This is a genomic window from Parasphingorhabdus sp., from assembly GCF_059726685.1.
Genome location: NZ_AP041068.1, coordinates 989,820 through 1,015,720 on the forward strand (window position 1 = coordinate 989,820; position 25,901 = coordinate 1,015,720).

29 protein-coding genes are annotated in these 25,901 nt (G+C 55.7%); 18 read left to right on the plus strand and 11 right to left on the minus strand.

From position 1 onward, the window contains the following. Positions 1-10: 10 nt before the first annotated feature. From flgG to flgB, 6 genes are read right to left on the minus strand one after another with little or no spacing between them, the layout of a single operon-like run. Entirely contained in the window at positions 11-799 is a 789-nt protein-coding gene (gene flgG, locus AC6I9Z_RS04950) for a flagellar basal-body rod protein FlgG (protein WP_461458359.1), read from the minus strand. A 13-nt stretch (positions 800-812) separates the two neighbouring features. Further along, on the minus strand, positions 813-1,559 hold the full coding sequence (locus tag AC6I9Z_RS04955; RefSeq protein WP_461458357.1) for a flagellar basal body rod protein FlgF: 747 nt from the start codon (positions 1,557-1,559) through the stop codon (positions 813-815). A gap of 24 nt (positions 1,560-1,583) precedes the next feature. Further along, positions 1,584-2,414, minus strand: coding sequence for a flagellar hook-basal body complex protein (locus AC6I9Z_RS04960; RefSeq protein ID WP_461458355.1), 831 nt, complete (start codon positions 2,412-2,414; stop codon positions 1,584-1,586). A 29-nt stretch (positions 2,415-2,443) separates the two neighbouring features. After that, complete coding sequence (locus tag AC6I9Z_RS04965) at positions 2,444-3,079, minus strand: flagellar hook assembly protein FlgD (RefSeq protein ID WP_461458353.1); 636 nt, start codon at positions 3,077-3,079, stop codon at positions 2,444-2,446. Further along, positions 3,079-3,471: a flagellar basal body rod protein FlgC gene (gene flgC, locus AC6I9Z_RS04970; RefSeq protein ID WP_461458562.1), complete on the minus strand. Its 393-nt coding sequence runs from the start codon at positions 3,469-3,471 to the stop codon at positions 3,079-3,081. Before flgC ends, AC6I9Z_RS04965 begins: the two co-directional genes overlap by 1 nt. An 11-nt stretch (positions 3,472-3,482) precedes the next feature. Further along, positions 3,483-3,827, minus strand: coding sequence for a flagellar basal body rod protein FlgB (gene flgB, locus AC6I9Z_RS04975; protein WP_461458351.1), 345 nt, complete (start codon positions 3,825-3,827; stop codon positions 3,483-3,485). A gap of 247 nt (positions 3,828-4,074) precedes the next feature. On the opposite strand from flgB, the gene AC6I9Z_RS04980 reads away from it, so the two are divergent. The 7 genes from AC6I9Z_RS04980 to AC6I9Z_RS05010 all read left to right on the plus strand — a co-directional run bounded on the left by AC6I9Z_RS04980 (position 4,075) and on the right by AC6I9Z_RS05010 (position 9,465). Next, positions 4,075-4,746, plus strand: coding sequence for a MotA/TolQ/ExbB proton channel family protein (locus tag AC6I9Z_RS04980; RefSeq protein ID WP_461458350.1), 672 nt, complete (start codon positions 4,075-4,077; stop codon positions 4,744-4,746). After that, positions 4,737-5,255, plus strand: a complete 519-nt coding sequence (locus AC6I9Z_RS04985; RefSeq protein WP_461458349.1) for a hypothetical protein — start codon at positions 4,737-4,739, stop codon at positions 5,253-5,255. The genes AC6I9Z_RS04980 and AC6I9Z_RS04985 overlap by 10 nt, the downstream gene beginning before the upstream one ends. Positions 5,256-5,257: 2 nt before the next feature. Further along, positions 5,258-5,767 carry a flagella basal body P-ring formation protein FlgA gene (locus tag AC6I9Z_RS04990; RefSeq protein ID WP_461458348.1) on the plus strand — a complete coding sequence of 170 codons (510 nt, stop codon included), beginning with the start codon at positions 5,258-5,260 and terminating at the stop codon, positions 5,765-5,767. Between the two features lie 62 nt (positions 5,768-5,829). Then, the gene (gene flgM, locus AC6I9Z_RS04995; RefSeq protein WP_461458346.1) at positions 5,830-6,132 is read left to right on the plus strand and encodes a flagellar biosynthesis anti-sigma factor FlgM; all 303 of its coding nucleotides are present in this window, start codon (positions 5,830-5,832) and stop codon (positions 6,130-6,132) included. Beyond that, positions 6,129-6,437 (plus strand): hypothetical protein, encoded by a 309-nt coding sequence (locus tag AC6I9Z_RS05000; RefSeq protein ID WP_461458344.1) that lies wholly within the window; start codon positions 6,129-6,131, stop codon positions 6,435-6,437. Before flgM ends, AC6I9Z_RS05000 begins: the two co-directional genes overlap by 4 nt. Before the next feature lie 143 nt (positions 6,438-6,580). Beyond that, positions 6,581-8,728 carry a flagellar biosynthesis protein FlhA gene (gene flhA, locus AC6I9Z_RS05005; RefSeq protein ID WP_461458342.1) on the plus strand — a complete coding sequence of 716 codons (2,148 nt, stop codon included), beginning with the start codon at positions 6,581-6,583 and terminating at the stop codon, positions 8,726-8,728. Then, entirely contained in the window at positions 8,725-9,465 is a 741-nt protein-coding gene (locus AC6I9Z_RS05010; RefSeq protein WP_461458340.1) for a sigma-70 family RNA polymerase sigma factor, read from the plus strand. The genes flhA and AC6I9Z_RS05010 overlap by 4 nt, the downstream gene beginning before the upstream one ends. A gap of 19 nt (positions 9,466-9,484) precedes the next feature. On the opposite strand, the gene AC6I9Z_RS05015 is transcribed toward AC6I9Z_RS05010, so the two are convergent. After that, the gene (locus tag AC6I9Z_RS05015) at positions 9,485-10,357 is read right to left on the minus strand and encodes a hypothetical protein (protein ID WP_461458338.1); all 873 of its coding nucleotides are present in this window, start codon (positions 10,355-10,357) and stop codon (positions 9,485-9,487) included. Between the two features lie 364 nt (positions 10,358-10,721). Here AC6I9Z_RS05015 and AC6I9Z_RS05020 point away from each other — a divergent pair, with 364 nt between their 5' ends. Next, a complete protein-coding gene (locus AC6I9Z_RS05020; RefSeq protein ID WP_461458336.1) occupies positions 10,722-10,892 on the plus strand; it encodes a hypothetical protein in 171 nt (56 codons plus the stop codon). A gap of 46 nt (positions 10,893-10,938) precedes the next feature. On the opposite strand, the gene AC6I9Z_RS05025 is transcribed toward AC6I9Z_RS05020, so the two are convergent. Then, positions 10,939-11,604 (minus strand): SOS response-associated peptidase, encoded by a 666-nt coding sequence (locus AC6I9Z_RS05025; RefSeq protein ID WP_461458334.1) that lies wholly within the window; start codon positions 11,602-11,604, stop codon positions 10,939-10,941. Between the two features lie 148 nt (positions 11,605-11,752). Between AC6I9Z_RS05025 and AC6I9Z_RS05030 the strand changes: the two genes are divergently transcribed. From AC6I9Z_RS05030 to AC6I9Z_RS05055, 6 genes are all read left to right on the plus strand, one after another. Further along, on the plus strand, positions 11,753-12,013 hold the full coding sequence (locus AC6I9Z_RS05030; protein WP_461458332.1) for a hypothetical protein: 261 nt from the start codon (positions 11,753-11,755) through the stop codon (positions 12,011-12,013). Further along, positions 12,010-14,412 carry a hypothetical protein gene (locus AC6I9Z_RS05035; protein WP_461458330.1) on the plus strand — a complete coding sequence of 801 codons (2,403 nt, stop codon included), beginning with the start codon at positions 12,010-12,012 and terminating at the stop codon, positions 14,410-14,412. The genes AC6I9Z_RS05030 and AC6I9Z_RS05035 overlap by 4 nt, the downstream gene beginning before the upstream one ends. 487 nt (positions 14,413-14,899) lie before the next feature. Then, entirely contained in the window at positions 14,900-17,578 is a 2,679-nt protein-coding gene (gene acnA / locus AC6I9Z_RS05040) for an aconitate hydratase AcnA (RefSeq protein ID WP_461458329.1), read from the plus strand. 4 nt (positions 17,579-17,582) lie between these two features. Continuing rightward, positions 17,583-18,425, plus strand: a complete 843-nt coding sequence (locus AC6I9Z_RS05045) for a hypothetical protein (protein WP_461458327.1) — start codon at positions 17,583-17,585, stop codon at positions 18,423-18,425. A gap of 68 nt (positions 18,426-18,493) precedes the next feature. Beyond that, positions 18,494-19,147 carry a carboxymuconolactone decarboxylase family protein gene (locus tag AC6I9Z_RS05050; protein WP_461458326.1) on the plus strand — a complete coding sequence of 218 codons (654 nt, stop codon included), beginning with the start codon at positions 18,494-18,496 and terminating at the stop codon, positions 19,145-19,147. Next, positions 19,144-19,674, plus strand: a complete 531-nt coding sequence (locus tag AC6I9Z_RS05055) for a VOC family protein (RefSeq protein ID WP_461458324.1) — start codon at positions 19,144-19,146, stop codon at positions 19,672-19,674. Before AC6I9Z_RS05050 ends, AC6I9Z_RS05055 begins: the two co-directional genes overlap by 4 nt. Before the next feature lie 8 nt (positions 19,675-19,682). Here the strand turns inward: AC6I9Z_RS05055 and AC6I9Z_RS05060 are convergent, their stop codons facing one another. Together AC6I9Z_RS05060 and AC6I9Z_RS05065 are read right to left on the minus strand one after the other, a co-directional pair. Next, complete coding sequence (locus AC6I9Z_RS05060) at positions 19,683-20,465, minus strand: sulfite exporter TauE/SafE family protein (protein ID WP_461458322.1); 783 nt, start codon at positions 20,463-20,465, stop codon at positions 19,683-19,685. 70 nt (positions 20,466-20,535) lie between these two features. Beyond that, complete coding sequence (locus AC6I9Z_RS05065; protein WP_461458320.1) at positions 20,536-21,174, minus strand: TetR family transcriptional regulator; 639 nt, start codon at positions 21,172-21,174, stop codon at positions 20,536-20,538. A 156-nt stretch (positions 21,175-21,330) separates the two neighbouring features. Here AC6I9Z_RS05065 and AC6I9Z_RS05070 point away from each other — a divergent pair, with 156 nt between their 5' ends. Next, on the plus strand, positions 21,331-22,905 hold the full coding sequence (locus tag AC6I9Z_RS05070) for a DUF389 domain-containing protein (RefSeq protein WP_461458318.1): 1,575 nt from the start codon (positions 21,331-21,333) through the stop codon (positions 22,903-22,905). A 34-nt stretch (positions 22,906-22,939) separates the two neighbouring features. On the opposite strand, the gene AC6I9Z_RS05075 is transcribed toward AC6I9Z_RS05070, so the two are convergent. Next, on the minus strand, positions 22,940-23,371 hold the full coding sequence (locus AC6I9Z_RS05075) for an MAPEG family protein (protein ID WP_461458317.1): 432 nt from the start codon (positions 23,369-23,371) through the stop codon (positions 22,940-22,942). A gap of 217 nt (positions 23,372-23,588) precedes the next feature. On the opposite strand from AC6I9Z_RS05075, the gene rpmF reads away from it, so the two are divergent. The 3 genes from rpmF to AC6I9Z_RS05090 all read left to right on the plus strand — a co-directional run bounded on the left by rpmF (position 23,589) and on the right by AC6I9Z_RS05090 (position 25,847). Then, on the plus strand, positions 23,589-23,768 hold the full coding sequence (gene rpmF / locus AC6I9Z_RS05080) for a 50S ribosomal protein L32 (RefSeq protein WP_109355024.1): 180 nt from the start codon (positions 23,589-23,591) through the stop codon (positions 23,766-23,768). 67 nt (positions 23,769-23,835) lie between these two features. Next, positions 23,836-24,879, plus strand: a complete 1,044-nt coding sequence (gene plsX / locus AC6I9Z_RS05085) for a phosphate acyltransferase PlsX (protein ID WP_109355026.1) — start codon at positions 23,836-23,838, stop codon at positions 24,877-24,879. Then, entirely contained in the window at positions 24,876-25,847 is a 972-nt protein-coding gene (locus AC6I9Z_RS05090; RefSeq protein ID WP_461458314.1) for a beta-ketoacyl-ACP synthase III, read from the plus strand. The genes plsX and AC6I9Z_RS05090 overlap by 4 nt, the downstream gene beginning before the upstream one ends. Positions 25,848-25,901: the final 54 nt, after the last annotated feature.

A 25,901-nucleotide genomic window follows, 5' to 3' on the forward strand; every position in this document is an offset into this window, starting at 1 on the left:
GCGGAACCGGTCACAGCTGCTGGTTCACAAATTGCAGCATTTCGTCGGTGGCAGAGATCATCTTGCTATTGACCTCATAAGCGCGCTGAGTCTCGATCATGTCGACCAGTTCCTCGACAATATTGACATTGGACTGTTCCAGCGCACCGGCTCGCAAGGTGCCGCGCCCTTCCTCGCCAGCCCCGCCAACTTGGGGATCACCGCTGGCTTCGCTTTCGATGAGCAGATTGTCACCCAGCGGTGTGAGGCCAGCCGGGTTGACGAAAGATGCGGTTTCTATCTGTCCCAATATCGTGATTTCTGTCTCGCCCGCCAAGGCTGCGGAAATGGTGCCGTCACTGCCAACCGTGATGCCGGTTGTACCTTCGGGAATCTGGATTTCGGGGATGAGCGGCAGGCCGCCTGCGGTTACAATCGCGCCTTCCGAGGTGCGGCTGAAATTGCCGGCTCTGGTATAGCCAATCTGTCCATCGGGCATTTCTACCTGAAAATAACCGGGACCTTCAATGGCGATATCCAGCGCGTTGCCGGTTGTTTGCAATGCGCCCTGAGTTTCAATGCGTGCCGTCCCTTGCAGCGCGACGCCGGTGCCCAGGGATAATCCGACAGCATATTGGTTCTGCGCATCTGCTGGTGCCCCTGGGGTGATGTTGTGCTGATAGGCCAGCGTTTCAAAACTGGCACGCTGCCGCTTGAAGCCATTGGTGTTCACATTGGCAAGGTTGTTCGCGATCACGCGCATCTTGGTGTTTTGCGCATCCAGTCCGGTACGGGCGACTTGCAGGGCTCCGTTACTCATGGGCTATTCCTTTCTAATTGTTCGGCAATTGCATCAGGCTGGCGCCGCTGCTGTCGATATCCTTGGCGGTGGACAGCAATTTGACCTGAGTTTCCCAGGCGCGGCTGGCTTCGATCATGTCGACAAGCGCGGCCGTCATGTTGACGTTCGATCCTTCGAGCGATCCGGAGGTCAACCTCGCGTCGGCATCGGCCGGCAAAGCGCCGCCATCCCGGACGCGGAACAGATTATCCTGGCCTTTGACAATATCGCTGCCGGTGAAGGACACCAACGCCAGCCGGTCAATCTGCTGCATCTCGCCATCGACATCGCCTTGTGGCCGGATCCAGACACCACCGTCTTTGGCAATGTTGATCCGGTCGGCGGGTGGGATGATCAGCGGACCGCCTTCACCCAATACGGGATCACCAGCGCCGGTTGTGACCAGGCCAGTTTCACTCAGTTGCAGATCACCGCGCCGTGTATAGGCAGATTCGCCATCAGGCCCCTGAACCGACAGCATGGCGTCGCCGTCCAGCGCAATATCCAAGGCGCGGCCAGTTACCGTTACTGATCCGGAGGTCATGTCAGCGGCCAGCACGCGTTCATGGGCCATGGCCCGGCTGTCCAGCTCGGCGCTGCTGAGGTGCTTTGCCTTGGCGCTCACAATCTCGGCACGAAAACCGGTTGTGCTGGCATTGGCCATGTTGTTCGCAATCGCCGTCTGCCGGGCCATTATACCCTGCATCGCGGACAGGCTGCTATGGATCATCTTATCCATTTTTCAGGCCTCCTTCGGGCTTTGTCAGACCTGCAGGTTGATGATCGTCTGGGTCAGCGTATTGGCGGTTTCGATTGCCTGGGCATTGGCCTGAAAATTCCGCTGGGCACCGATCAGGGAGACCAGCTCTTCGGTCAGATCAACATTGGCGCGCTCCAGCATACCGGACCGCAACTCACCCATCGGGCCAGCTCCAGCGGCATTGATTTGCGGATCACCGCTCTCTCCTGTCGCCTGCCAGTGCGCATCGCCAATCGGGCGCAGTCCTTCGACATTGGTGAAGGAGGACATGGCGATTGACCCCAGATTTTCGGTATTGCCATTGGCATAGGTCGCGGTGACCAGTCCGGCCGTGTCGATGGAAATATTGGCGAGTACGGCCGCGGGATCCGCTGGATCAAATTCGGGCAGGACAAAGCCTGTCATGTCGCCAATCGCTGTCGAGGTCACCACACCGTTCACATCCACCGGCAGCAGCTGCACAATACTGCCTAGCGTATCGACGACTTCGCGGTCGGAATTAATGCCGAACGCGCCGTTACGGGTAAAGCTGAGTTCCTCCGCCGGAGGCTGTCCGCGCACTGCGAAAAAGCCTTCGCCCGCAATCGCAAGATCAAGTGTCTTGCCGGTGGATTCCAGCGTGCCTTGCGCAAATTGCTGGGTGATACCGTTCAGCCGGACGCCCTGGCCAGCGACAGTCTTGGTCGACTGGGTCGGTGCAGCGGCGAACAGGTCGCCAAATATCGCGCGGCTGCGTTTGAAGCCAACGGAGCCGGCATTGGCGACATTGTTCGAGATGGTCGAAAGGTCGGTTTGCGCACCTTTTAGGCCCGACAGGGAAGTGTAGAAAGACATGAAATTTCTCCGTAGAAAGGAATGATATTTTAGCTGAGACGGACAGCGTCGGAGAGCCAAAAGTCTCCACGCGGGGTTACAAGACGGGCATTGCCGCCATCGGTTGGCGACTGCACCGCATCGACGGTGGTCCAGGATGACAGTCCGGATATCGCACCGCCATTGACCCGTATCTTGAGCGCGCCGAGATCAAGCGGATGGCCATCGCCGTCCAGCGCGTCCCATTCAAAGGCGATTGTTCCGGCCTCCTGTTCGCCCAGCTCGATCGCCTGGACAATCTGGCCGCTATTGTTGAGAAAATCGATCGACAGATCAGATGCAGGCGCGTTGAGCATGAACTCCCCGGCATATTGACCGGTCTCATTCGGCACCGCCATGTTGCCGGGCAGCAGGACATTGCGCCCGAGCCAGCTTGATGCATCGCCGATCCGGTTCGCATCATTGAGCTGCCGCAGCGATGCGTTCATTTCCTCAATTCCCGCAACGGTTGAAAATTGCGCCATCTGGCCCACCATTGCGTTGCTATCCAGCGGTTCGAACGGGTCCTGCATTTTGAGCTGCGCTGTCATCAGGCGCAGAAACGCGGCCTGATCGAGATTGTCGCCGGACAGGCCGGCTGCGGTGGTGCCGGCGGTAGCCGGTGATAGACTGTTGATAATAGTCATTATTTCCCCATCCTTACGGTTTCCAATATGAGTGATTTGGCGGTCTGAAGGACCTGCACGTTATTTTGATACTGCCGGGCGGTTTCGATCATCTCGACCATCTCGGTTGCTTCATCGACGCCCGCTTCCCAGACATAGCCATCGGCATCGGCCATCGGATGGGCGGGATCATGACGCTTTTTTGGCTGGGTATCGGATTGCACGATGCGCTCGACATCGACCGTGGCCATGTCCGGGCTATCCACATGGGTACGAAAGACGGGCTTGAGAGCACGAAATGCCTCCGCTTCGCTGCTTGCCACCGACCGGGCATTGGCCATGTTCGAGGCGGTGGTGTTCAGCCGCGTGAGCTGCGCCGCCATGGCGCGCCCGGCAACGTCAAATATGTTCATCGCTTCTGCCATCACTCCCCCTTCATCGCACGGCGCAAGGTGCCGATGCGTCCGTCAAGAAAAGACAATGTCGTGCGATACTGGACCGCATTTTCGGCGAAGAGCGTCTGTTCGGTAGAAAGCTCCACAGTGTTGCCATCCATGGAAGGCTGGAGCGGGATGCGATAGCCGATATGCTGATCCGCGCTGTCGCTCCACGTCTCGCCGTCGATAATGGAAGCCATGGCTTTGCCGAAGTCGAGATCGCGCGCCTTGTAGTTGGGCGTGGCGGCGTTGGCGATATTCGAAGCCAGCATGTTCAGCCGCTGCGCACGCAGGGTCAATGCATCTCCATAGATACCGAAAATCCTGTCCATAGCCGGAACCAATGCTCCTTTCTCGCAAGGGTAAACATGCCTCCGCGTCATCCGTTTTGATGGGCAGAGAGCCAATTTCCTTTTCTTCTCCCTCTACTCCGCAAAGGGTGTGCCAAAGTCCAAATGTCCCGCAATTCCGACATTTTCCTGAAACGAACACAGCAAAGCGTCAAAAAACTGCGCCAATTTTTTGGCGTTGCGCGACAATTATTTGTCACAACTGGCTCGCCAGTGATGGGAGGCCTAGTTGCAAGCAATAGTTGAACTGTGCGATCCGTTGGTGCTCGCGATCGTCTGGCTGGGCGCGATTGCCGTTGTTGGCCTTCAGGAGGGCAGCGGCGGTTTGATCCGCAGTTTTACCGCATGGCATGTCCTGCTGCGCGCCGACCCGGTTCGCGATGCCCAAATGGCGCGCCAATCCCTGCATCAGGTCGAGGCGGTGATGGATGGCAAGGGCTTGCAATGTGTTGACCAGGTCGATGCCAAAAGCGCTTTCGTTGCACGCGCCGCGGCTTGTCTTGCCAGACATGAGGATGTACGCGAATTCTCCCGGTGGGCAGGAGCCGACCTGAATGACCGGGAGGCACGGCATAACAGCGTGATCCGTTTCTGGATGGCAGTGGCCGATGTCGCTCCGGCCATCGGGATGGTCGGGACGATCATCGGGCTGGTGCGGATGTTTCAGGATTTGAACGATCCGGCCAATCTGGGATCGGCCATGGCGCTGGCGCTGCTCACCACTTTCTATGGTCTCGTCTTGTCCAACCTGATTGCAGCACCGATAGCGCAACGTTTCCTGCGCCTGTCCACGGAAGAGCTGAAGTGGCAGAGGATATTGACGGACAGGCTGATTGCTCTGGTCCAAAAAAGCCAGACCCGTGGTCGCCATGCGCTTGGTCAGAGGCCGATATGCGCCTGATACCGGCCAATCGCTGGTCGCTGGCCTTTGCTGATCTTACCTTGTTGATGCTGGGGTTTGTGGTCCTGTCTTTTGTTCGGCCAGCGCCGCCGGCGGATCGGGTGGATGCTGACGTGATTTTGCCAGCGATAGAGTTTGCGTGGCCGGCTTCTGTGCTCTTTGAACCCCGCGAGGCCATGCTTACTAGCATCGGCAGGGAAAAAGCCAGCGAGGTTGCGGGGGCAGCAGGTACCGGCGCACGCCAAATCAACGTATCGATGACGGGACGTTCCGACGCTTCTGCCCGGCTCGATCAATGGGAATTATCGGCCGCGCGGATGGCAGCTTTCGCACGCGGGTTAAAGGCATCGGGCGTCGATGAATCAGCCATAGTGATCGGTGGGCAAAGCCAAGTGATAGATGATGAGCCACAGCATCTAATAGCTACGATCAGGACATCATCCTCCGTTATTGCTCCGGCCAATGGCACGGCCCTTGCTTCTCAAATTACGAATGGTTTGGAGGAGTGAATATGCAGATATTGTTTAAGATAGGTGGAGTTGTGGCGGTATCATGCTGGTTGCTTAGTTCTCCGGCACAGGCGCAAACCCACGAAAGCCTTCCCGGACTGGACAAGCAACTGGCGGTGTTCCTAGGCAATGAGCAAGGTGCAGTGGGCGGCGCGCGCGGCGTGATTGATCGGCGGTTGAAAATGAGGAAATGCCCCGAAGCATTGCAGATGGAAAAACGGAGCGAAGGCCTCGCAATCATAAAATGCACATCGCTGAACTGGCGTATTTCTGTGCCACTGATCCAGCAAAGTCATGGTGGTCATCGCGTGCGCCAATCACAGATGATGGTCAAGCGCGGTCAACCCGTTTTGCTGGTCGCGCGAAAAAGCGGCTTTCTGGTCTCTCGGCAGATGCAGGCGGATCGTGGCGGCCGTCTTGGCGAGATCATTCCGGTTCGTGCGACCCGAAAATCCCGCCCGATACTGGCCGAGATAGTCGGTCAGGGGCGCGTTGCCCTGCCGGTTTTCTGATTTTTCCTAAACCCGCTGTCCGGGAACCCGTTTTAACAGGCGGGCATGCTTAAGGAGACGTCATGATAGACAAGATGAGTGCGTTTTACGGCCGAGCAATCGGTCCGGGACAAAGCGATCCGGTCCGGCCAGCGGACAGGTCGGGCGCCATGCAAAGCGCCGGCACCGACAAGGTTAGAAGCTCTACAGAGAGCGGCGGCTTGGCCAGCGCCATAGATCATATGGTACAGCAGGGCATGCCCGTTGACAGTGCGCGCATTCAGGTCATTCGTCAGGCCATAGCCGATGGTCAATACCCGGTTGATCCGATGAAAATCGCGGAAAATATGATCGACTTCGACCGATCCGGCGGCGACTTTTCATGACGGGGGACTTGCTGAGCAATCTTGAGCAAGGCTTTGAAGCATTGGTGGAAGCACTCGATGGACAGGACCCGGACCAGATTATCGCGGCGGCAGCAGCCATAAGGCCTTTGGTGGCGGCGGTCGATCAAACCGGTGCCTGGCGTCAGAGCGACGCCCTCAAAAACCGTGTGCTGTCCCTGTCCAAACTGATCGAGGCGGCCCGGTTCCGAGTCAATAAATTGACGAATTTGAACCAGCAGCGCGCCATTAATTTGTCACATGCATTGGGTGCGGGTATCGCACCCACCTACGACAGACCTCTATAAGCTGTTGAATATAATGTAAAATTATAGGAAATTCCAAACTACTTTGAACGACTGGCACGGGCTTTGCTCATCTGATCCCAAATAATTTTGGGACCTGTCATGACGCAAAGCCACATTTTCCGACATCTTGGTGCACGGCCCGAATGCTAGCCTTTCTCTCGTCTCATCAGGCGCGTCTGGGTGATACAGCGCGGGCAGGCATATTGCCCATCGCGACCCTTTTGCTGGTCATCTTCATGGTGCTTCCGGTTCCGGTGACGGTGCTGGACATCGGCTTCATTGCGAATATCACGATTGCGTTGGCGGTTCTTATGGTCGCGCTGAACGCCGCCAAGCCTCTCGACTTTTCCAGCTTTCCCACCGTGCTGCTGTTTGCGACCCTGTTGCGGTTGGCGCTTAACGTGGCGTCTACCCGTGTGGTGCTGGTCGAGGGTCATGCCGGGCCGCATGCGGCGGGACAGGTGATCGAGGCGTTCGGCAACTTCCTGATCGGCGGTGATTATGTGGTAGGGATATTTGTCTTTGCGATCCTGATGATCATCAATCTGGTGGTGATTACCAAGGGTGCCGGGCGCGTATCCGAGGTCACGGCGCGGTTCACGCTTGATGCAATGCCGGGCAAGCAGATGGCGATTGACGCGGATCTCAATGCCGGCCTGCTCTCGCCCGAGGAAGCCAAGGAGCGGCGTCAGGAAGTGGCAACGGAATCCGACTTTTACGGGTCGATGGACGGCGCGTCCAAATTTGTGAAGGGCGATGCTGTTGCCGGCGTACTGATCCTGATCATCAACATATTGGGCGGCATGATCCTGGGCATAGTCAGTCACGATATGGCCGTGGGTGATGCAGCCCAAACCTATGTTTTGCTCGCTGTTGGTGATGCTTTGGTCGCGCAGGTACCGGCTTTGCTATTGTCCATTGCGGCGGCGGCGATCGTGACCCGTGTGGCCTCACCGATGGACCTGTCGGGGCAGATTGGCAGCCAGTTTGGTAACCCCAGGGCGTGGATACCGGTCGCTGCGATCCTCGCCATTATCGGACTGCTGCCGGGCATGCCGCATTTCATCATCCTGCCCATTGCCGCGATGGCCGGGTTTCTTGCATGGCGGATGCTGCGACGCGATCAGGCCGCAGCTGCTCCGCCAACAGTGCAGACACCGGAACAGACCAACCATATTGCGTGGAGCGACGTTACTGATGGCGCGGTACTGAATATTGAAATCGGCTATGCGCTGGTGCCACTGGTCGATGATCGCAAGGGCGCGCCGCTAATGCAGCGGCTGACCGGCATCCGGCGGCAATTGTCGCGCGAACTGGGCTTCGTGGTGCCGCTGGTCCGGGTGAAGGACAATATGGCGCTCGCCCCCAATGCCTATCGTATTCAGATCAGCGGCGTGACGCTGGGCGAGGATGAGGCGTGGCCAGAGGATCTGCTGGCGCTCGACAGCGGCGACATTGATGGCATGGTAGAAGGCAAGGCGTGCAAGGATCCGACCTTCGGGCTCGACGCGCTGTGGATTTCACCGGACAAGCGCAGTGAAGCGGTCGTGGCGGGCTATACGGTGGTCGATGCGTCCACCGTCATCGCGACCCATTTCAACCATCTTGTCGGGCTGGGCGCTGCCGAACTGTTCGGCATGGATGAGGCGCAGGGCTTGCTCGACAATCTCAAGGAACGCGCGCCGCAGCTGGTCGAGGGGCTGACCCCGAAACCGCTGAGCCTCTACCAAGTGACCGCGATCTGCCGCGCACTGCTCGGCGAGGGCGTGCCGCTGAAGGACTTTCGCCGGCTTGCAGAAGCAATGGTGCAGGCTGCGGCGGATGATGCTGCCAATGATATGGAGCGCGAGAGGCCGTCGCTTGACGCTATTGTCGATGGCGTGCGGCGACGGATCGGACCGCTGATCATCCAGGCGCTGGTGCCGGTCAACATGCCGCTGCCGGTGATCACGCTGGGCGGAGATCTGGAGACATTGCTTGCCGAGGCGATTGAGGCAGGCGCTGGTGCCTCCCATCCGGTGGAGCCGGGACTGGCGCAGAAAATCATCGCGGCGGTCGAGGAAGCTGCCCGCCCGATCATGGCGGAGGCGCGGCGCTTTGCGATTGTGACCTCGCCTGTGGCTCGGCGGACATTGCTTCGCCTGCTGCGGCCCCATCTGCCGGAAACGCCGGTGCTGTCATTCGAGGAACTGCCCGATGACAAGGCGGTCGAGGTGGTCGCGGTTGTCGGCGGGCGCCCGGCCACGCTGCCGGATAGCGAACCGACCGAAACAGCAAAGGACCCCGCATGACCTATCATGACCCCGATCTGGCCGAGCTCAGCGCCAAACTCACTTATGGCGCCAGTCCGGCGACGACCGATCAGGAACAGCTGATCGCCAGCCATCTGCCGCTGGTGCGCAAGCTGGCGTGGCATGTCCATGACCGGATGTCGACGATGATCGAGGTGGAGGATTTGCTGCAAATCGGCATGGTCGCGCTGGTCGAGGCGGCGCAGAGCTATGAGGATCGCGGGCTGGGCTTTACCAACTATGCCAAGCTGCGCGTACGCGGCGCGATGATTGACCAGCTGCGCAAGGCCAGCCATGTCAGCCGCTCCGCCATGGCGTTTCAAAAGAAACTGCGCACTGTGCAGGCGGAGCTGGCGCAGCAGCTGGGCATGGCGCCCAATGAAGCGGCGCTGGCAAAGGCGATGGGCATGGAGCCGGGCAGCTTTCGCGCTGCGATGGACCATGCCGAGTCGGTCGACCTGCAATCGATGGACGAGGTTTATTCCGACCAGAATATCTGGTTTGCCGACACGGAGGAAACCGCCGATGCGCGGGTGGAGCGGCACCAGCGCAAGGCACAGCTCGCCGCGGCGATTGACACCCTGCCGGAACGCGACGCGATGATATTGCAGCTTTATTTTATCGAGGAAATGAACCTGGAGGAGATCGGCCAGACGCTCGACATCGGCGCGGCGCGCGTGTGCCAGATCAAGAAGGCGGCGCTTGCCAAGCTGCACGACATGCTTTCTCCCAACTAGCGCCCCGCCTAGGGTCCCGTCATCCCCGTTCCGGGCCTTCGCCCCCGGGACATTGGGCAAGAAACTCTGCCTTTGCCTGTTCAAACTTTTCCGGGGGCAACCATTTGAACCTGTCGGGCAGCATCACCCGGCCGCCGGCGACAAAGCGCTGGACCGCCTCGACCACTTCGTCGGTCATGCCCTGACCCGTGCGCAGGTTGATGTTGCGGCTGCCCAGCCGTCTAAGATTGTCGCCGATTTTCTTGAGCTTTTCCTCCAGAGTGTCCTCAGGCTCTGTCGGGTCCGGCGGGGGCAGGCTGACCCATTTGGGATAGATTGTCCGGCCCGCCACCGTCGTGGGTTCATCCACGTCCGGATATTGCGGCCCGGGATGCGCTCCATCATGAACTTCCCTATCGACCCCATCACCGGCGCCATCATCGATTCCGGCACCAGCAGGCGCAAAGCGGCCCTGCGCGTCGCGGGCGGCGCCGTTGGTGTCATGCTGATAGAGCAGGCGCAGCAGGTCATTGGCATATTTGATCCGCTGACCCACGACCTTGCCATGATACCAGACATCCTCCTCCACGCCCTCCACGGCGCGCTGCCACGTGACCTCGCCTATGGTCGTCTCTGACCGGCGCAGCGCGAGGTCCCAGCGTTCGGCAAAGGCCGTGCTGCGCTTGCGATGGCGATAGGCGCTGTTCCAGCTGATTCCCGCCATGCGGCTGGCGTCCCGCACGCAGCGCGTCTTGGCCAGCGATTCAATAAAGATATTCTGCCGCTCCGCCGTCCAGCCATCATGGCGTACGCGATAGGGTTTTTCGCGCGGCGTTTCCGGAGGCTCCGCCGCTTCGCTGGGGACGGGCAGGTTGGCGGGAGAAGGCGTGTCATAAGACGGATTATTTGCCATGGGGTAGCGGCCCTTTTGTTCCTGATTTGTTCTTTTGATTCGAGCCGGTGTATCAAAAGCTGGGGGTTGTAGGAAAGCCTTGTAGGAGAATTCCTAGTCAACAGGTCGAGAGTTGATCTTGCCCACCCATCCTTTACGGTTGCTTCCGCAGCATCATAAGGGCGTCAAAATGAACACAAGAAATGAAAGAATATTTGCTTTCATTATCGTAATTATCGTAGCCGCCGGACTTGCAAATTTTTTGATATTTGACATTGTCGTGTTTGGGCTTTCCGCCAAGACAGTGATGGCACTGCTGAATGTGCTGGGATCGGTTTCGTTTGTTTACTTAGTAGCGAAACAGAAACGATCGGATAGCTAGCTTATGTATTATTTCTGGTTGATCGCGCCGTTGGCAATTGTCATCTATTGTGTAGCCCGGGCGATATTGGATATCCGCTCTAAGCAATATGCTTGGGCCGTTTTTGGGCTAACCTGCGCAGGGCTGATCCTGATGATGCCGATGGAAATGACGATTGACTTGCCAGTGCCTTAACTATTGGACCGGCAGATATGATGTCCAAATGAGTTTCTCACTCGCATCAAATCGGTTTCAGCAACTCCGGTCCATTGTTACGGACATTGCCCACGGCATTGGAAATAGCCGCTGTGTTGAGCGCTCCAGCATAGGGTGTGAGCAGATCGCGCGCGGCATCCCATTCGCCGGTCAGCCACAGGTCAAGCTGGTCCGGTTCCAATATTGCGGGCAGCCGGTGATGCAGCGCGGCAAAATCGGGCGTGGCCGCCGTGGTGACAATTGTATAGCTTTCGAGGTTCAGCGCATCATTACGCGTCCACAGCCCGGCAAGCAGCATGGGCCGCCCGTCGCCCCGTTCCACCTTATGCGCCTGTTTATCCTTGCCAGTGGAACCAAGCCCGCGCTGCCACTCATAAAAGCCGGAAACCAGAACGGCACAGCGGCGGGATTTTAGCAGCGGTCGAAAGCTGGGTTTTTCCTCCAGCGTCTCGGATCGCGCGTTGATCATGCTGCCCGCCTTTTTCGCATCCTTGGCCCAGTGCGGCACCAGTCCCCAGTGGAGCGGAGACAATCTGACTTCCTCTGCATTTTTGCGAAAGGCCAGCACCTGATGGGTTGGCGCGATATTATAATTGGGCGCAAGGTTGGACGGCTGGTCCGGAATGATATTCAGTATTTCGCGATATTCCGCCCAAGTGAGTTCCTCACTCGCATATTTGCGCCCACACATATTGCCCCCGTTCCCCAACGTGAGGGACGGTTATGGCAATCTTTACAGTGCTGTGCACCTGTTAGTTTTTATGGGGTGGTGGGGATTCAGGCCGGTGTATCAAAGACTGGGGGTTGTAGGAAAGGGGGTTGGATTACCTTTTTCGGTCATGGCCAAACAAAAGCGATTGCGTCGCCAAGGCGGGCAGGGCAAACAGATCAGCAAGGGGAGAAAGCCATTGACCGTCAGCGACTATCTGGATCAAGTCTGTGTAAAGTATGACAACGGACAGGCTACCGAATATAGCTACGGCGGCGTGCTCACGAACTATTCTATTGAAAAGCGCAAACGCCATGAAAAGGTCTTTTCCGATCTGATCTACACCAATAGCGTGGATTTTCCGTTCAGAAGTGACGGAGGTCGCGTATGAACCTTTTGGAAGCCCTAGCGCGAGCTAAAACCGAGGAAGATGTAAAAGACGCCTACATAGAGGCGCTCGGCCTGAAATCCTATTTCAAGGGTTTGGTCGACATCCAAACAGAAGAAATTTGGTTCGAGGCCAAGGAGGCGTCCACTCCTCCGCTTCTCATGTTCGCGCAGTTGCTTGTATATGTTCGTGCCGCAAAAAAGCGCGGAGAGCCAATTCCCGGTTTTCTGTGCGTGATTGATAGAGAAAAGGCGGCGCTGATCCCGACCGAACATGCCCTGCCGATTCTTGAAGACAAGAGTATTGAGTGGCCCAAATCGGGCTCAAAGGCCGACATGGCGCTGGCCACGAAGATCGCCCCGGCTATTGAAACGCATTATGTAGTTTACGAGATCGACAGCCACGAACACGAATTCATCGACGCCGTCACATCCGCTATTGCCGAAGGGCGTATCATCCGCACTCCGATCACGCCCGATAATTTGCGGCAGGTGTTCGACAAATGGGTCGCTATGGTTGGCGTGGAACTGGGGGTGACTAACGAAGGCGATTTCGCCGTGTTGTTCTTTGCCGACATCATGCACAATGGCAAGGAAGCCGCGATGGCCAATCTGCCCGCGCGATTGCTAATGACCGCAGAAGGGCCAACCTTCCTGCTGCATGGTGAGACCTATGAGCCCGCCAGTGACCGCGGCTATTATAATTTTTGGAAAATCTACCATCGTCCGCCCGAACAAAAGCACCGACACTATCTGCTTGAACGGCGCGACAGCCTGCTGCCGATTGATGATCAAAAGTTCAAGGGGGCATATTACACACCGCTGCATATCGTCGACAAAGCGTATGATCAGCTCACCGCCACGCTGGGGGAGAACTGGCAGAAGAAATATATCGTGTGGGATATGTGCGCGGGCGTCGGCAATCTGGAGGCGAAGCATAGCAATCTGCGCAATGTCTATATGAGTACGCTCGATTTCGAAGATGTTACCATCATGCGCTCCAACCCCGCCTTCGCCGGGGCCGAGATTTTTCAATATGATTATCTCAACGATGATGTGACCGATTTTGGCGAGATTGATTACAGCCTGTCAAACAAGCTGCCCGACGGTTTGCGGCAGGCAATTGAAGACGCGAAGGAAGGCAAAAAGGGTGCAAAGCCGATATTGGTGCTGATTAACCCGCCTTATGCGGAGGCGACTGGAGGTGGTATGGCCGTGCCGATGGCGGTCAGCCAAAACAAACTTGGCGTAGCAAATACCCTGTATGCTCAGACTGGAATGGCTGGCTACGGGAAAGCAACCAACGAACTATTCATGCAATTCATTGCGCGCGTTGATCAGGAATTGCCGCGTGCAAAGCTGGCTATTTTCAGCAAGGTTAAATACATTTGCACTCCCACCCTAAGCGATTTTCGGCAAGTATGGAGAGCTGAATATTTGGGCGGCTTTGCAGTCCACAGTAAGTCATTTGAGGGCCTTAAAGGGGACTTTCCAATAAGCTTCTTTATTTGGGACACTGCAAAGGATGTACCGATTGAGAATGTCACTTCAAACATGCTCGACAAAGCAGGCAACCTCATTGGCGAGAAAACTTTCCTCAATTATGATTGCCTACCGCTGCTCACAGAATGGGTGCCGAGACCACCTTCCAATTCGGAACCTACCATCCCACTGAAAAGCGCGCTGGTTCCTGCGACAGCGACCAAAGATTTGCGGGGCGATCGTTGGTCAGACGATGCAATTGCATGGTTGAACTGTGCCGGAAATGATCTGCAAAATGCAACCGCGAAAACAATGCTTTTTTCATCTGGGTACGGAAGTGGGCGCGGCTTTTTCGTGAACTCAGGCAATCTCTGGCAAGCCGCCATAGTCTTTTCCGTCCGCCGCCTCATCAAGCCGACATGGCTCAACGACCGTGACCAATTCCTGCAACCCTCAGAGGAATTGACCGAAGAGTTCAAATCCGATTGCCTAATCTGGATGCTATTTCATGGCAGCAACCTTACCGCCGGAGCAGACGGTTTGGAATGGAGTGACCGCGAATGGTCTTTGATCAATCATTTCATCCCCTTCACCGAGACGGAAATCGGGGCCAACGCGCGTTTCGAGAGCGATTTCATGGTGCGCTACATGGCGGACATGAGTTTCTCGCCCGAAGCGCAGGCTGTGCTTGATGAAGGGCGTAAATTATGGAGGCGCTTCCACTCCATCAGCTTCCCGCGCAAAATCAGGGACGAGCTTAAACTCAACCGCGCCGATGCGGGCTGGTATCAAATCCGCAAGGCGCTGGAGCAATATGGTGATATCGAACTGACCGATTTCGATGCGTTCAAAGCCTCATACAAAGCTCTTGGCGATAAGCTTCGCCCGAAAATATTTGAATTGGGCTTTCTACCGATCTAAATTTTGGATTGTAGCCTATTCTTTATGTAGTTGTACCCTCTAACTTGACGAAGAGGCCCAGCTGGGCGTTGTCTTTGTGCCGATAGGCCGAACGGTCAATTATGAACCCAAAATCTATACCGCGATTTGTGGAGCGGCGGGTTTAGTTCTTCCCTTCCTTTAAGGGGGGCTTACCGACTCCCCAGCCGCTGCCGGGGCAGAAATGGCAGAAAGATCGTAAAGGACTGGCATTGAGATATGACCAAATTGGACACTATCAGCGGATCATAAAAATCCTGTGTGAGAAAGACCGGGTCATGAAAGAGATTGTGCTGTCGCTCGATATCTCATCGCCCTCACCATTGCACCCCGGCACCCCCTGCGCTAAAGCGCTCTCGAACATCGATTCATTCGCCGGAATGCCTGCTCCCCTCCGCCTTCCCCTGAATAAATTTCAGGGTTCGGCGGACAGGCCAAACCGGCAAAAAATTAAAATAAGGGACGAATTATGACGACCACCGGACAAGACTCACTCGGCACGCGCGCGACGCTTAATGTTAATGGCACCAGCTATGCCTATTATTCGCTCGCGAAGGCGGCGGCGAAGCTCGGGGATATCGAACGGCTGCCCTATACGCTGAAAGTCTTGCTTGAAAATATGCTGCGCTTTGAAGATGGCGGCCACACGGTGGCGGCTGGCGATGCGCAGGCGGTGGTTGACTGGCAGAAAGAGGCCAAGTCTACGGCTGAGATCCAGTACCGCCCGGCCCGCGTTTTGATGCAGGATTTTACCGGCGTTCCGGCGGTTGTTGACCTCGCGGCGATGCGCGACGGGATTAAGTCGCTGGGCGGCGATGCGCAGAAGATCAACCCGCAGGTGCCGGTGCATCTGGTGATTGACCACTCGGTCATGGTCGACGAATTTGGCACGCCGCAAGCGTTTGAGAATAACGTGGCGCTGGAATATCAGCGCAATATGGAGCGCTATGAATTTCTGAAATGGGGATCGAAGGCGTTCGATAATTTCTCCGTTGTGCCTCCCGGAACCGGTATTTGCCATCAGGTGAATCTGGAAAATATTGCGAAGGCCGTGTGGTCGTCCCAGGATCAGAATGGCGATATGGTCGCCTATCCCGATACCTGTGTCGGCACGGACAGCCATACGACGATGATCAACGGTCTGGGCGTGCTCGGCTGGGGCGTGGGCGGGATTGAGGCGGAGGCCGCGATGCTTGGCCAGCCGGTATCGATGCTGATCCCCGAAGTGGTCGGGTTCAAGCTGACCGGCGAGTTGGCCGAGGGCATTACCGCGACCGATCTGGTGCTGACCTGTGTGCAGATGCTGCGCGAAGTGGGCGTGGTCGGGCGCTTTGTTGAATTTTATGGGCCGGGTGTGGCGGCGCTGTCGCTCGCGGATCGTGCGACCATTGCCAATATGGCGCCGGAATATGGCGCGACCTGCGGTTACTTCCCGATTGATGACAAGACGCTGGATTATCTGCGCCTGACCGGTCGCAGCGAAGCGGATATTGCGCTGACCGAAGCCTATGCCAAGGAGCAGGGTTTCTGGCGCCATGATGACGAGGTGGAGGCGATCTATACCAAGACGCTGGAGCTCGACATGACCAGCGTGGTGCCATCGCTGTCCGGTCCGAAATTGCCGCAACAGCGTGTGTCCATGGCCGATCTCGACGAGGGCTTTAACAAGGATATTGTCGACGTTTTCAATTCATCCGATCCTGACAAGCGGGTCGCGGTGGATGGCGCGGATCATGATCTGGGCCATGGTGATGTCACCATTGCGGCGATTACGTCCTGCACCAACACGTCCAACCCCAGCGTGCTGATTGCCGCCGGTCTGGTCGCGCGCAAGGCGCGGGAGCGGGGCTTGCAGCGCAAACCATGGGTGAAGAGTTCGCTGGCGCCCGGGTCACAGGTGGTGACGGATTATCTCGACAAGGCGGGGCTTTCCGAGGATCTCAACTATCTTGGCTTTAATCTGGTCGGCTATGGCTGCACGACCTGTATCGGGAATAGCGGGCCTTTGCCGGCGCCGATTTCCAAGGCGATTAATGACAATGATCTGGTCGCGGCTTCGGTGCTTTCGGGCAACCGGAACTTTGAAGGCCGTGTGTCTCAGGACGTGCGGGCCAACTATCTCGCGTCGCCGCCGCTGGTTGTGGCTTATGCGCTGAAAGGCACGGTGCGTGAGGATATGTACGAGACGCCGATCGGGCAGGGCAGCGATGGTGCGGATGTGTATCTGCGCGATATCTGGCCGACCAATGACGAGGTTAACGCCGCGATGGGCGGGGCCGTGTCGCGCGAGATGTTCGAGAGCCGCTATGCCGATGTCTATAAAGGTGACGCGGCGTGGCAGGATATCGATGTGACTGGCGGCGACACCTATCAGTGGCGTGCGGGGTCTACCTATGTGGCCAATCCGCCCTACTTTGATGGCATGACCATGACGCCGGAGCCTGTTGGCGACATTATCGACGCCAAGACACTGGCATTATTGGGCGATTCGATCACGACCGACCATATTTCTCCGGCCGGTGCGATCAAGGAAGACTCGCCAGCCGGTGAGTATCTGCGCGACCATCAGGTGGCGAAGCAGGACTTCAACAGCTACGGCTCCCGCCGCGGAAATCACGATGTTATGATGCGCGGAACCTTCGCCAACATCCGCATCAAGAACGAAATGGCCGACGGCAAGGAAGGTGGCTACACCAAATATAATGGTGAGATCATGCCCATCTACGACGCCGCCATGCGCCACAAAGCGGACGGCAATGATCTGGTGGTTATTGGCGGGGAACAATATGGTACCGGCTCGTCGCGCGACTGGGCCGCGAAAGGCACGAACCTGCTGGGCGTGCGCGCTGTGATCGTGGAAAGCTATGAGCGTATTCACCGCAGCAACCTGGTAGGAATGGGCGTATTGCCGCTGCAATTTGAGGAAGGTGTTGATCGCAACAGCCTGAACCTTGATGGCAGTGAGAGCTTCACCATCAAGGGTGTCGCGACGCTGGATCCGCGCCAGACGGTTGAGGTTGAAATGACCCGCGCTGATGGCTCGACGGAAACATTCGAAACGCTCTGTCGGATCGATACCGCCAACGAGATGGAATATTTCCTCAACGGCGGCATCCTGCATTACGTGCTGCGCAATCTGGCAGGCTAGAAATATGGTAGATGAGCGCAACAATGGTTTGAAAACCATTGTTGCGGTCATACTGCTGCTTGCATTCATCGGCATTTCGACGAATTCGGTGAACGGACAAGCCAATGTCCATGCACATTCCGACGTTAACACTGAGAGGCAGATTGTAATCGACCGAGCGGAACGTTTCCTGTCTCTGGTGATAAGCGGCGACAATGAATCCCTTGCAGATGAAGGCCTTGTATCGGGAGAGCTTGCAGAACCAGCGTTTCAGGCGCGAGAGCTGCGCTCGGAAATCGACAAGATTATCATGATCTCTACCTCAAAGGCTGTTGCCAGGCGGACGGTGCCTTCTGGCGTTTCCAATGACTATTTCTATCTGCAGAAACCAAAGGATCAATGGCAAGTATATGCAATCCGATCTTTGGCGCTTCCTGGCTTCATTTGGGAAATGAAACGTGAGATGGCGGGGCGGTCTGATCTTACACCCGATTTGGAAGCAACCTATCAGAATATTTTACTTACAACTCTTTCCGATTCCGAATTGCGATCTTGGTTTTACGATCACAAAGCAGAGCTTGAGGAAATGCGTCTGCTGAAACCGGTATATGATCGCTCTATGAAAGAATTGGACGTGAATGCTGTTTTCAAGTCAGATCAGCCGCGCGTAAATGAACTGGTTGAAAAGCTACATCTCAACTACGCGGAACAAAAAGACGATATGTTTGTGGTTAGTATCGGCGGCATATTGGATAATAGCGTTGGCTTTTTGCACGCTGCGCCTGAACACGTTCCGGAAATCTCCACGTTCCACTATATTTGGATCGAACCGTTGGGTGATGGGTGGTATCTATATAAAACAACCTGACCGGGCGTTGTAGTTCCTGCTTTCGCTGGAATGACGATGGTGTTAGCTTCCGTGCATAGGAGAAACCCATGCCCCGACTGCGCGAAATATCTCGGTCTGAAGTGACGGATGATTATGTTCTGAAACTTTATCAGGCCCTGTTCGGGGATCGCGATCCGGTTGCAGAGCCAGGCACGGCCACGGGCACGCCCGGCAATTGGTGGACTGTTTTTGCGCAAGTTCCCGACGCTTTCAAACACACGACCGAGGGCTTTGGATTTTATCGGTCACCTAATCGCAAGCTGGACCCCAAGCTCCGAGAACTTGGCCAGATCCGTGCGGGCTATGCTGTGGGGTCGCAATTTGTCTATTCGCAGCACAGCAAGGCCATGCGCTTTGAAGGCTTTTCCGAAGAACAGGTTAAAGCCATTCCCAACTGGTCCACGGCAGATTGTTTCAATGAAGTCGAACGCGCTGTACTGGCTTATACAGATTGCCTGGTGTTGGAGCGAGGCCGTGTGCCAGACGGTGTTTTTGACGCGCTGAAAAAACATCTCGGTGAAGTCGAAATCATAGAGCTGACCTACATCACCTGCACCTACATGATGCACGCGGTGATGAGTCGGGCGCTGCGGCTTGAATTTGATGATGTCGATGAGCGAGTTGTCGAAGTACCCGCACCGGAAGGCGCTACGGCAGATGTCATGGGCATGGTCGACAAACGGAAGGGTACGAGCAAATGAGCTATCACCATCTTGCTTTAGCGGCGAAAGACATGGCCGCCATTCATGAATTTTATGAAGGGATTATGGGCTTTGAACTGGTGAAGGTCGAGGTCGCACCCGTCATGGGTGGCGGTTGGGGCAAGCATTTTTTCTACCGTATGGACGGCAATGACAGCAGGTTTATCGCTTTCTGGGAACTGAACGATACACCGGGTCAGGATGACTACGCTTACGATCTCAACGAAGCGGCAAAAACGCCGCAAGGTACCAATCACTACAGCTTTTCGGTAGACACACCTGAAGAGCTGGAGAGTTGGCGCAAGAAATGGAATGCAGCTGGCCTCGACGTGCTGGAGATTGACCATAATTGGTGTCATTCCGTTTATACCCGCGACCCCAATGGCAATATGGTTGAATTCTGCCTGACAACAGGAAGCTTTACAGAAGCGGATCGCGAACGGGCTCTGGCTGCGCTGGACGAGCGGGAAATGAAGGCATCTCCACCACCGGCCAAAATGCAACAATGGCTGGCGAAAGATGCCTGACGGCCGCCTTAGAACAGCTTGAACAAAGCAAAGCCCGCCGCGACACCGAGTAGCAGGATCACAAAACCACGCCATATCGGTTCCGATACACTGCCGAAAAATTTCGCACCCAAATGATTGCCGCCGATCATCAACGGACAGGCCAGCGCGCTGAGTATCAGAACCTCTCCATCGATCATTCCGCGCCAGAACGCGATCACAGTTGCCATGGTGGCAGCAGCAAAGAATATTGTGATCATTGATCCCCTTGCGACAATGGGAGGCACCCCTTTTCGAACGAAATGGAGAATGACGGGAGGCCCCGGCATCGCGGCAAAGCCATTGAGCAAGCCCGACATGCTACCGACCAACAGAATATGCAGCGGTGCTTCGTTGAGCTGTGGCGGACGTTTCATCATGAATGCAAGGAAACTGCCAATCGCAATGGTTGTGATAACCAGCCTGGCGATATCTGTACTGACAATATCGAGCATCCAAAGGCCGGCGGGGGTGAACAGACAGGACAGGGCTGCGATTTTTGCCACCATCGGAATATTGATGACTTTTACGGCCGGCCGGATGCCGAAAGGTCCGATAACCAATTGCATCAATATCGCCATGACCACCGCGGTAACAGGCGGTGCGACCAGACTGACCAAGGGCACAGCGAGTATCGCATAACCGAAGCCAGTCAAACCGCGGAAAAAGGCCGCTCCAAAGACGATGAAGCAGACTATTGAAAAGGACAAAAGGGATAGGCCGATATGGGCGTTCAGCCAGATATTGGCCCAATCATTGGCAGCGTTGATCATGCAGGCTCTTTGCCGATTTCACGGGATAGAGCAATAGGTCATTCCCATAGCTATGGCAGTGGCAGGCACTTCAGCCGGCGATATGGAGTTTCGTCTTTTTCGGTGCCTCTTCATTATGCGCTTTCAGGCCCGTCAGGATCGTGTCTATGACCTGGCGCAGACGGTCTTCATCGGCAAGGTGCATCATGTTCATCATCAAGTTGGGATTGCAGAAAGGCTGCACCATCGTGTTGACGAGCGAAACAATCTTGTCGAGTTCAAGGCCCTCAAAATAGCCTTCTTCCATCGCTTCAGCGAGAATGATTGCCATATAGTGGTCTGTCAGATCGACATAGCCCCGGATCACTTCAAAATGCTGGTCGCCCAGTTCCATATAGGACCGGAACAGATCGGGGTCTTCCTCAAAACGGGTTCGCTTGATGGTCAGACGTCGTGCAAAAAACTCGTAAAGTTTTTGCTTTGCAGGCATGTCAGCCTCGATCAGATCTTCTATAATCGTAATCAGTTCTGCAAACCAGCGACCTGCCATGGCCTCGGCCAGTTCGTCTTTGTTTTCAAAGAAACGATAGACGTTGGACTGGGACATTCCGGCTTCAGCAGCCAGATCTGTGATAGTGAAGTTGATCGCGCCGCGTTCGCGGATAATCACTTCCGCTGTTTGGATCAATTTTTCTCGGCCGGCTTCAATATCGGTTTCGGGACGGGGCATCGGAAATCTCCTGCTTGGCTCCACGTATCTGTAGTATATAGATGAGACGGTTTTATGATAAAAGATATTTTTTTTTATTTTTCAATTACCCGCGACGTAATGGCCTGATGTCGTTTCTATATTGTCGTCGCTGCTGCCGACGGACTATAGAAAACCATGACTGAAAATTCGCAAGCGGAGGCAAACTCGCCCGCATCTGAACCGGAAAAAGAGCCCGGCCCTTTTCAACCGGTAACCGGAAGCATCCTGCTGTTCCGTCGCTGGTGGAAAGTTGTCGTATGTTCCGGCGTGGATCAGCCGGCCGTTATCGCCAAGGTCAAAGAAGATAGCTATTTCAACCCGCGCTACGCATTTATGACCTGTATGTCGGCCGGTATCGCGATATTGGGCTTGCTGCTGTCATCTCCAGCGGTTGTTATTGGAGCCATGCTGCTGTCCCCGCTTATGGGACCGATTATGGGCGCGGGGTTCGCGCTTGCCATTGGCGACTATGCCTGGCTGAAGGGAAGCGCAAAGGCACTGATTCTTGGGACTTTGGTGGCGGTCCTGTTTGCTGCCCTGGTGGTCGCGCTGTCGCCGTTGCAGACGGTGACTACCGAAATCGCGTCTCGCACGCGGCCTAATTTGTTTGACCTTGCGGTCGCGCTATTTTCTGCACTGGCTGGCGCCTATGCGATGATTCGTGGGCGCATGGGCACGATTGTGGGTGTGGCGATCGCAACTGCATTAATGCCGCCTTTGGCCGTGGTGGGTTTTGGCCTGGCGACGCTCAACATGTCGGTATTCGGTGGTTCGCTATTGCTGTTTTTCACCAACTTGATGACGATAGCCCTTACCGCTGCCGGTATGGCGCGGCTCTATGGTTTTCGCTCCAGCTTGTCTGAGCGGCAGTCGCAGTTTCAGATCGGTGCTATGGTGATCATATTTGTGGGACTGGCTATCCCGCTTGGCTATTCGCTGCAGCAGATTGCATGGGAAGCGAATGTTTCGCGTCAGGCCAATGGCTATATCAAGGATCAGTTTGGCAGTCGTGCAAGGGTTTCACAGATTGACATTGACTGGGATGCCGAGCCGATTCTGGTGAGTGCATCTGTTTTTACGCCAAAAATTGTCGGTGATGCGGAGCAGCAAAGCGCCCGTGTGTTAAGCCGCACCTTCAATCGTCCGATTGATGTAGCGATCGAGCAATATCGGGTGGAAACCGGAAGCGATGCCATGACGGCCGAACTCACCGCCGCACGTGCCCAACAACAGGCACAGGAGGCCGAAATCCGGGTCGTCAAATTGCGTGAAAATCTGGCGTTGGTCGCTGGAGTATCGGTCGATGACGTGACAATTGACACGACAAAGCGCCGCGCCATCGTATCAGCGAAACCGCTGCAAGGGGCCACACTTGATACTTATTACGCATTGGAAAAGCGGATCGCAGATCAGGCCAAGGACTGGGCAATCGAGATCAAGCCTCCGGCGGTGACGCTACCATCTCTGCAGGTGACAGACGGCGCAATTACCGAAAAATCAACTGCGCAGCTTCCCTTGATTGGTTGGGCCGCTGCGCGTGTCCAGTTGCCAATGGGGGCCTATGGATCATCCAATGATATCGAGGTTGCGCGAAAAACACTCTTTGATGCCCATGCAACGACCATCAGTGCCGCCGGACCAGGCGATGGGGCTGGAACCGTGCGTCTTCGCTGGTTGTCGCCTCAAGAGACGGCACAAGCCTCAGAGTAACTTTTAGCCTGCTGTGTGACGGTGCGGTGCGTGACTATCCTGGCTGTACAATGGCTGGAGATGTGCTGGCGTCGGTGACGCTGAAATAAGGGATTGCAATTGCGTAACCACCGAGCCCCAGCATGACAAGCAAAGTCAGGATTGTACCGACCGTCCGGCCTTTGCCTAGCTTGCCGCCATCCATACCAAGGCCGTGAGCAACGCGCCCAAGCATATATAATCCGCCGACAATCCAGAGCCAGGTAGGAGAACCGCTAGCCAGCTCTATGATAGCGATCAGGATCAATACAATGGGCAGGCTTTCACCATAGTTGGCGTGCGCACGCATGCGGCGGATGACCTTTTCATTGCCGCCGTCACCAACGCTGACTTTTTCTGACGTACGGACCTGTCCGACCCGAATCATCAACCAGATGTTGACCAGCGCGGCCGCGCCGGCAATCGTGAGAGTTATTGGCAAAATCATGGTTTCCCCCAAGAGCTTTGTGAATTTATCCGCTGCCTATAGAAGCACAATGCTTGCAACGCACAGGAAAATCGTTATAGCCGCCCCTTCGCGTGCAATTGGCTATCGCATGAGTCGGGTGATTCTCTTTGTTTTGCAGAGGTTCGCTTGCTCAAAACGGGCATTTGGCTTATTGTACACATATAAGAAATTTGAAATTTAACGAACAGGCTTAGCAATGGCTGTCCCTAAACGAAAAACTACGCCGTCCAAGCGCGGAATGCGCCGTTCCCATGATGCTTTGAAGGTCGAAGCCTATCAGGAATGTTCCAATTGCGGCGAATTGAAGCGCCCTCACCATATGTGTGGGGCTTGCGGTCATTATAATGGCCGTGAAGTAATGGCTGTCGATCTATAGTCTTTTGAACTGTAGTCGACTAACGTCACGCCATCACACAGCTAATCAAGGGGAATAACCGGTGGGGATGAGGCCGCGAATCGCAATTGACGCGATGGGCGGCGATATCGGCGCGCGTGTTATGGTCGCCGGCGCCGCTCTGGCCCGGCATCGGCATGAAGGTTTTCAATTCCTGTTTGTCGGTGATGAAGCACAAATCAAAGAAGCGCTGAAAAGCCACCCCAATCTTAGTGCCGCTTCCGAAATATTGCACGCCGAAGATATTGTTTCCGGTGATGCAAAACCCAGCCAGGCGTTGCGCGGCTCCAAGAAAACATCAATGGGCATGGCCGTTGGTGCCGTGAAGTCTGGTGAAGTAAGTGCGGCGGTCAGCGCCGGCAATACTGGCGCGCTAATGGCGATCTCGAAACTGGCGCTGCGAACTATGTCCGGCATTGATCGACCCGCTTTAGCGGCTTTGCTGCCGACTATGAAGGACAGCGATGTTGTGATGCTGGATCTCGGCGCCAATGCCGAATGCGATAGCCGCAATCTGGTGCAATTCTCCGTAATGGGCGCCGCCTATAGCCGGATCATGCACGGTTTTGAAAAACCTACTGTGAAGCTACTCAATATCGGTACCGAAGATGGCAAGGGTACCGGAACCTTGCAAAATGCTGCAGATGCACTGAAGAATGCTGATGGCCTGGCCATGAATTTTCAAGGCTTTACGGAAGCCGACAAGATATCGACCGGCGATGTCGATGTGATTGTTACGGACGGATTCTCTGGCAATATCGCCCTGAAGGCTCTGGAAGGGACTGCACGTTTTGTGACGGATCTTTTAAAGCGCAGCTTTTTAAGTTCCCTACGATCCAAAATCGGATTTCTGATCTCCCGACCAGCGACAGAATTGCTGAGAGAGCATCTCGACCCCAATAATCACAACGGTGCGGTTTTTCTGGGTCTGAACGGTGTGGTCGTAAAAAGCCATGGCAGTGCCGATGAAAAAGGCGTAGCCAATGCTGTGGAAGTCGCTGCCCGGCTCGTAGAGGATAGTATCTTGGAACGCATAAGCGAAGACTTGGAAAAAATCAGCACATCAGCCCCGTTGGAGGCAACAGCGAAATGAGTGTTGCGACCGCCCGCCGCGCGGTCATCAAAGGGACCGGTTCCGCCTTGCCGCGGACCAGAGTGTCGAACGCTGAGCTTGCAAAGAAAGTGGATACGACCGACGAATGGATCGTTGAGCGGACAGGTATAAAATTTCGCCATATTGCAGAGGATGATGAAACGACATCCAGTCTGGCGACGGAAGCTGCAAAAAATGCCCTCGACGCGTCCGGACTATCGGCACAGGATATTGATCTTATCGTATTGGCAACAGCGACGCCGGATCAAACCTTTCCTGCAACGGCTACTATTGTGCAGCATGAACTGGGGTGCAACGGATGCGTCGCTTTTGATGTCGCGGCGGTCTGTTCCGGCTTTCTATATGCCCTGTCAGTAGCGGAAAGCATGATTCGTGCCGGCAGTGCGCAAAATGCTATCGTAATCGGCGCAGAGACGTTCAGCCGCATTCTGGATTGGGAAGACCGGGCAACATGTGTGCTTTTCGGTGATGGCGCCGGGGCGATTATCTTGTCTGGCGAAGAAACCGAAAAAGGTGTTCTGGCCACTCGGTTGCATGCGGATGGCGAACATAACCAGCTGCTTTATGTTGATGGTGGCGCCGGTACGACGGGCACGGTTGGCAAACTGCGGATGAAAGGGCGTGAAGTCTTCCGCCACGCGGTCGTCAACCTGTCATCCGTCTTGAATGAAGCCTTGGATGAAGCGGGTGAAAAAATTGAGAATATCGATTGGGTTGTACCGCATCAGGCCAATGCCCGGATATTGGACGCAACAGCGAAGAAGCTGAGTCTGGCTCCTGAAAAAGTGATCAAGACCGTTGACCAGCATGCCAATACATCGGCGGCCTCTGTGCCTCTGGCGCTTGACAAGGCGGTTCGGGATGGCCGGATTAAAATCGGTGACCTGTTGGTCCTCGAAGCAATGGGCGGCGGTTTTACCTGGGGGGCAAGCGTCATCCGCTTTTGAAGCCGTCCAATTGGATCTATCTGAGGGCACCTGCTTTGCTGCATAACCGCATAG

Excerpts from the sequence above, each read along its gene's own strand:
- AC6I9Z_RS05000 (WP_461458344.1), top strand. The coding sequence starts at position 6,129 with ATGACGGGGGACTTGCTGAGCAATCTTGAGCAAGGCTTTGAAGCATTG.
- rpmF (WP_109355024.1), top strand. The coding sequence starts at position 23,589 with ATGGCTGTCCCTAAACGAAAAACTACGCCGTCCAAGCGCGGAATGCGC.
- flhA (WP_461458342.1), top strand. The coding sequence starts at position 6,581 with ATGCTAGCCTTTCTCTCGTCTCATCAGGCGCGTCTGGGTGATACAGCG.
- AC6I9Z_RS05015 (WP_461458338.1), bottom strand. The coding sequence starts at position 10,357 with ATGGCAAATAATCCGTCTTATGACACGCCTTCTCCCGCCAACCTGCCC.
- AC6I9Z_RS04960 (WP_461458355.1), bottom strand. The coding sequence starts at position 2,414 with ATGTCTTTCTACACTTCCCTGTCGGGCCTAAAAGGTGCGCAAACCGAC.
- AC6I9Z_RS05035 (WP_461458330.1), top strand. The coding sequence starts at position 12,010 with ATGAACCTTTTGGAAGCCCTAGCGCGAGCTAAAACCGAGGAAGATGTA.
- AC6I9Z_RS05075 (WP_461458317.1), bottom strand. The coding sequence starts at position 23,371 with ATGATTTTGCCAATAACTCTCACGATTGCCGGCGCGGCCGCGCTGGTC.
- AC6I9Z_RS04955 (WP_461458357.1), bottom strand. The coding sequence starts at position 1,559 with ATGGATAAGATGATCCATAGCAGCCTGTCCGCGATGCAGGGTATAATG.
- AC6I9Z_RS05020 (WP_461458336.1), top strand. The coding sequence starts at position 10,722 with ATGTATTATTTCTGGTTGATCGCGCCGTTGGCAATTGTCATCTATTGT.
- AC6I9Z_RS05055 (WP_461458324.1), top strand. The coding sequence starts at position 19,144 with ATGAGCTATCACCATCTTGCTTTAGCGGCGAAAGACATGGCCGCCATT.
- AC6I9Z_RS05060 (WP_461458322.1), bottom strand. The coding sequence starts at position 20,465 with ATGATCAACGCTGCCAATGATTGGGCCAATATCTGGCTGAACGCCCAT.
- AC6I9Z_RS05050 (WP_461458326.1), top strand. The coding sequence starts at position 18,494 with ATGCCCCGACTGCGCGAAATATCTCGGTCTGAAGTGACGGATGATTAT.
- acnA (WP_461458329.1), top strand. The coding sequence starts at position 14,900 with ATGACGACCACCGGACAAGACTCACTCGGCACGCGCGCGACGCTTAAT.
- flgG (WP_461458359.1), bottom strand. The coding sequence starts at position 799 with ATGAGTAACGGAGCCCTGCAAGTCGCCCGTACCGGACTGGATGCGCAA.
- flgM (WP_461458346.1), top strand. The coding sequence starts at position 5,830 with ATGATAGACAAGATGAGTGCGTTTTACGGCCGAGCAATCGGTCCGGGA.
- AC6I9Z_RS04990 (WP_461458348.1), top strand. The coding sequence starts at position 5,258 with ATGCAGATATTGTTTAAGATAGGTGGAGTTGTGGCGGTATCATGCTGG.
- AC6I9Z_RS05030 (WP_461458332.1), top strand. The coding sequence starts at position 11,753 with ATGGCCAAACAAAAGCGATTGCGTCGCCAAGGCGGGCAGGGCAAACAG.
- AC6I9Z_RS05065 (WP_461458320.1), bottom strand. The coding sequence starts at position 21,174 with ATGCCCCGTCCCGAAACCGATATTGAAGCCGGCCGAGAAAAATTGATC.
- flgC (WP_461458562.1), bottom strand. The coding sequence starts at position 3,471 with ATGAACATATTTGACGTTGCCGGGCGCGCCATGGCGGCGCAGCTCACG.
- flgB (WP_461458351.1), bottom strand. The coding sequence starts at position 3,827 with ATGGACAGGATTTTCGGTATCTATGGAGATGCATTGACCCTGCGTGCG.
- AC6I9Z_RS05045 (WP_461458327.1), top strand. The coding sequence starts at position 17,583 with ATGGTAGATGAGCGCAACAATGGTTTGAAAACCATTGTTGCGGTCATA.
- plsX (WP_109355026.1), top strand. The coding sequence starts at position 23,836 with ATGAGGCCGCGAATCGCAATTGACGCGATGGGCGGCGATATCGGCGCG.
- AC6I9Z_RS05070 (WP_461458318.1), top strand. The coding sequence starts at position 21,331 with ATGACTGAAAATTCGCAAGCGGAGGCAAACTCGCCCGCATCTGAACCG.
- AC6I9Z_RS05010 (WP_461458340.1), top strand. The coding sequence starts at position 8,725 with ATGACCTATCATGACCCCGATCTGGCCGAGCTCAGCGCCAAACTCACT.
- AC6I9Z_RS04965 (WP_461458353.1), bottom strand. The coding sequence starts at position 3,079 with ATGACTATTATCAACAGTCTATCACCGGCTACCGCCGGCACCACCGCA.
- AC6I9Z_RS05090 (WP_461458314.1), top strand. The coding sequence starts at position 24,876 with ATGAGTGTTGCGACCGCCCGCCGCGCGGTCATCAAAGGGACCGGTTCC.
- AC6I9Z_RS04985 (WP_461458349.1), top strand. The coding sequence starts at position 4,737 with ATGCGCCTGATACCGGCCAATCGCTGGTCGCTGGCCTTTGCTGATCTT.
- AC6I9Z_RS05025 (WP_461458334.1), bottom strand. The coding sequence starts at position 11,604 with ATGTGTGGGCGCAAATATGCGAGTGAGGAACTCACTTGGGCGGAATAT.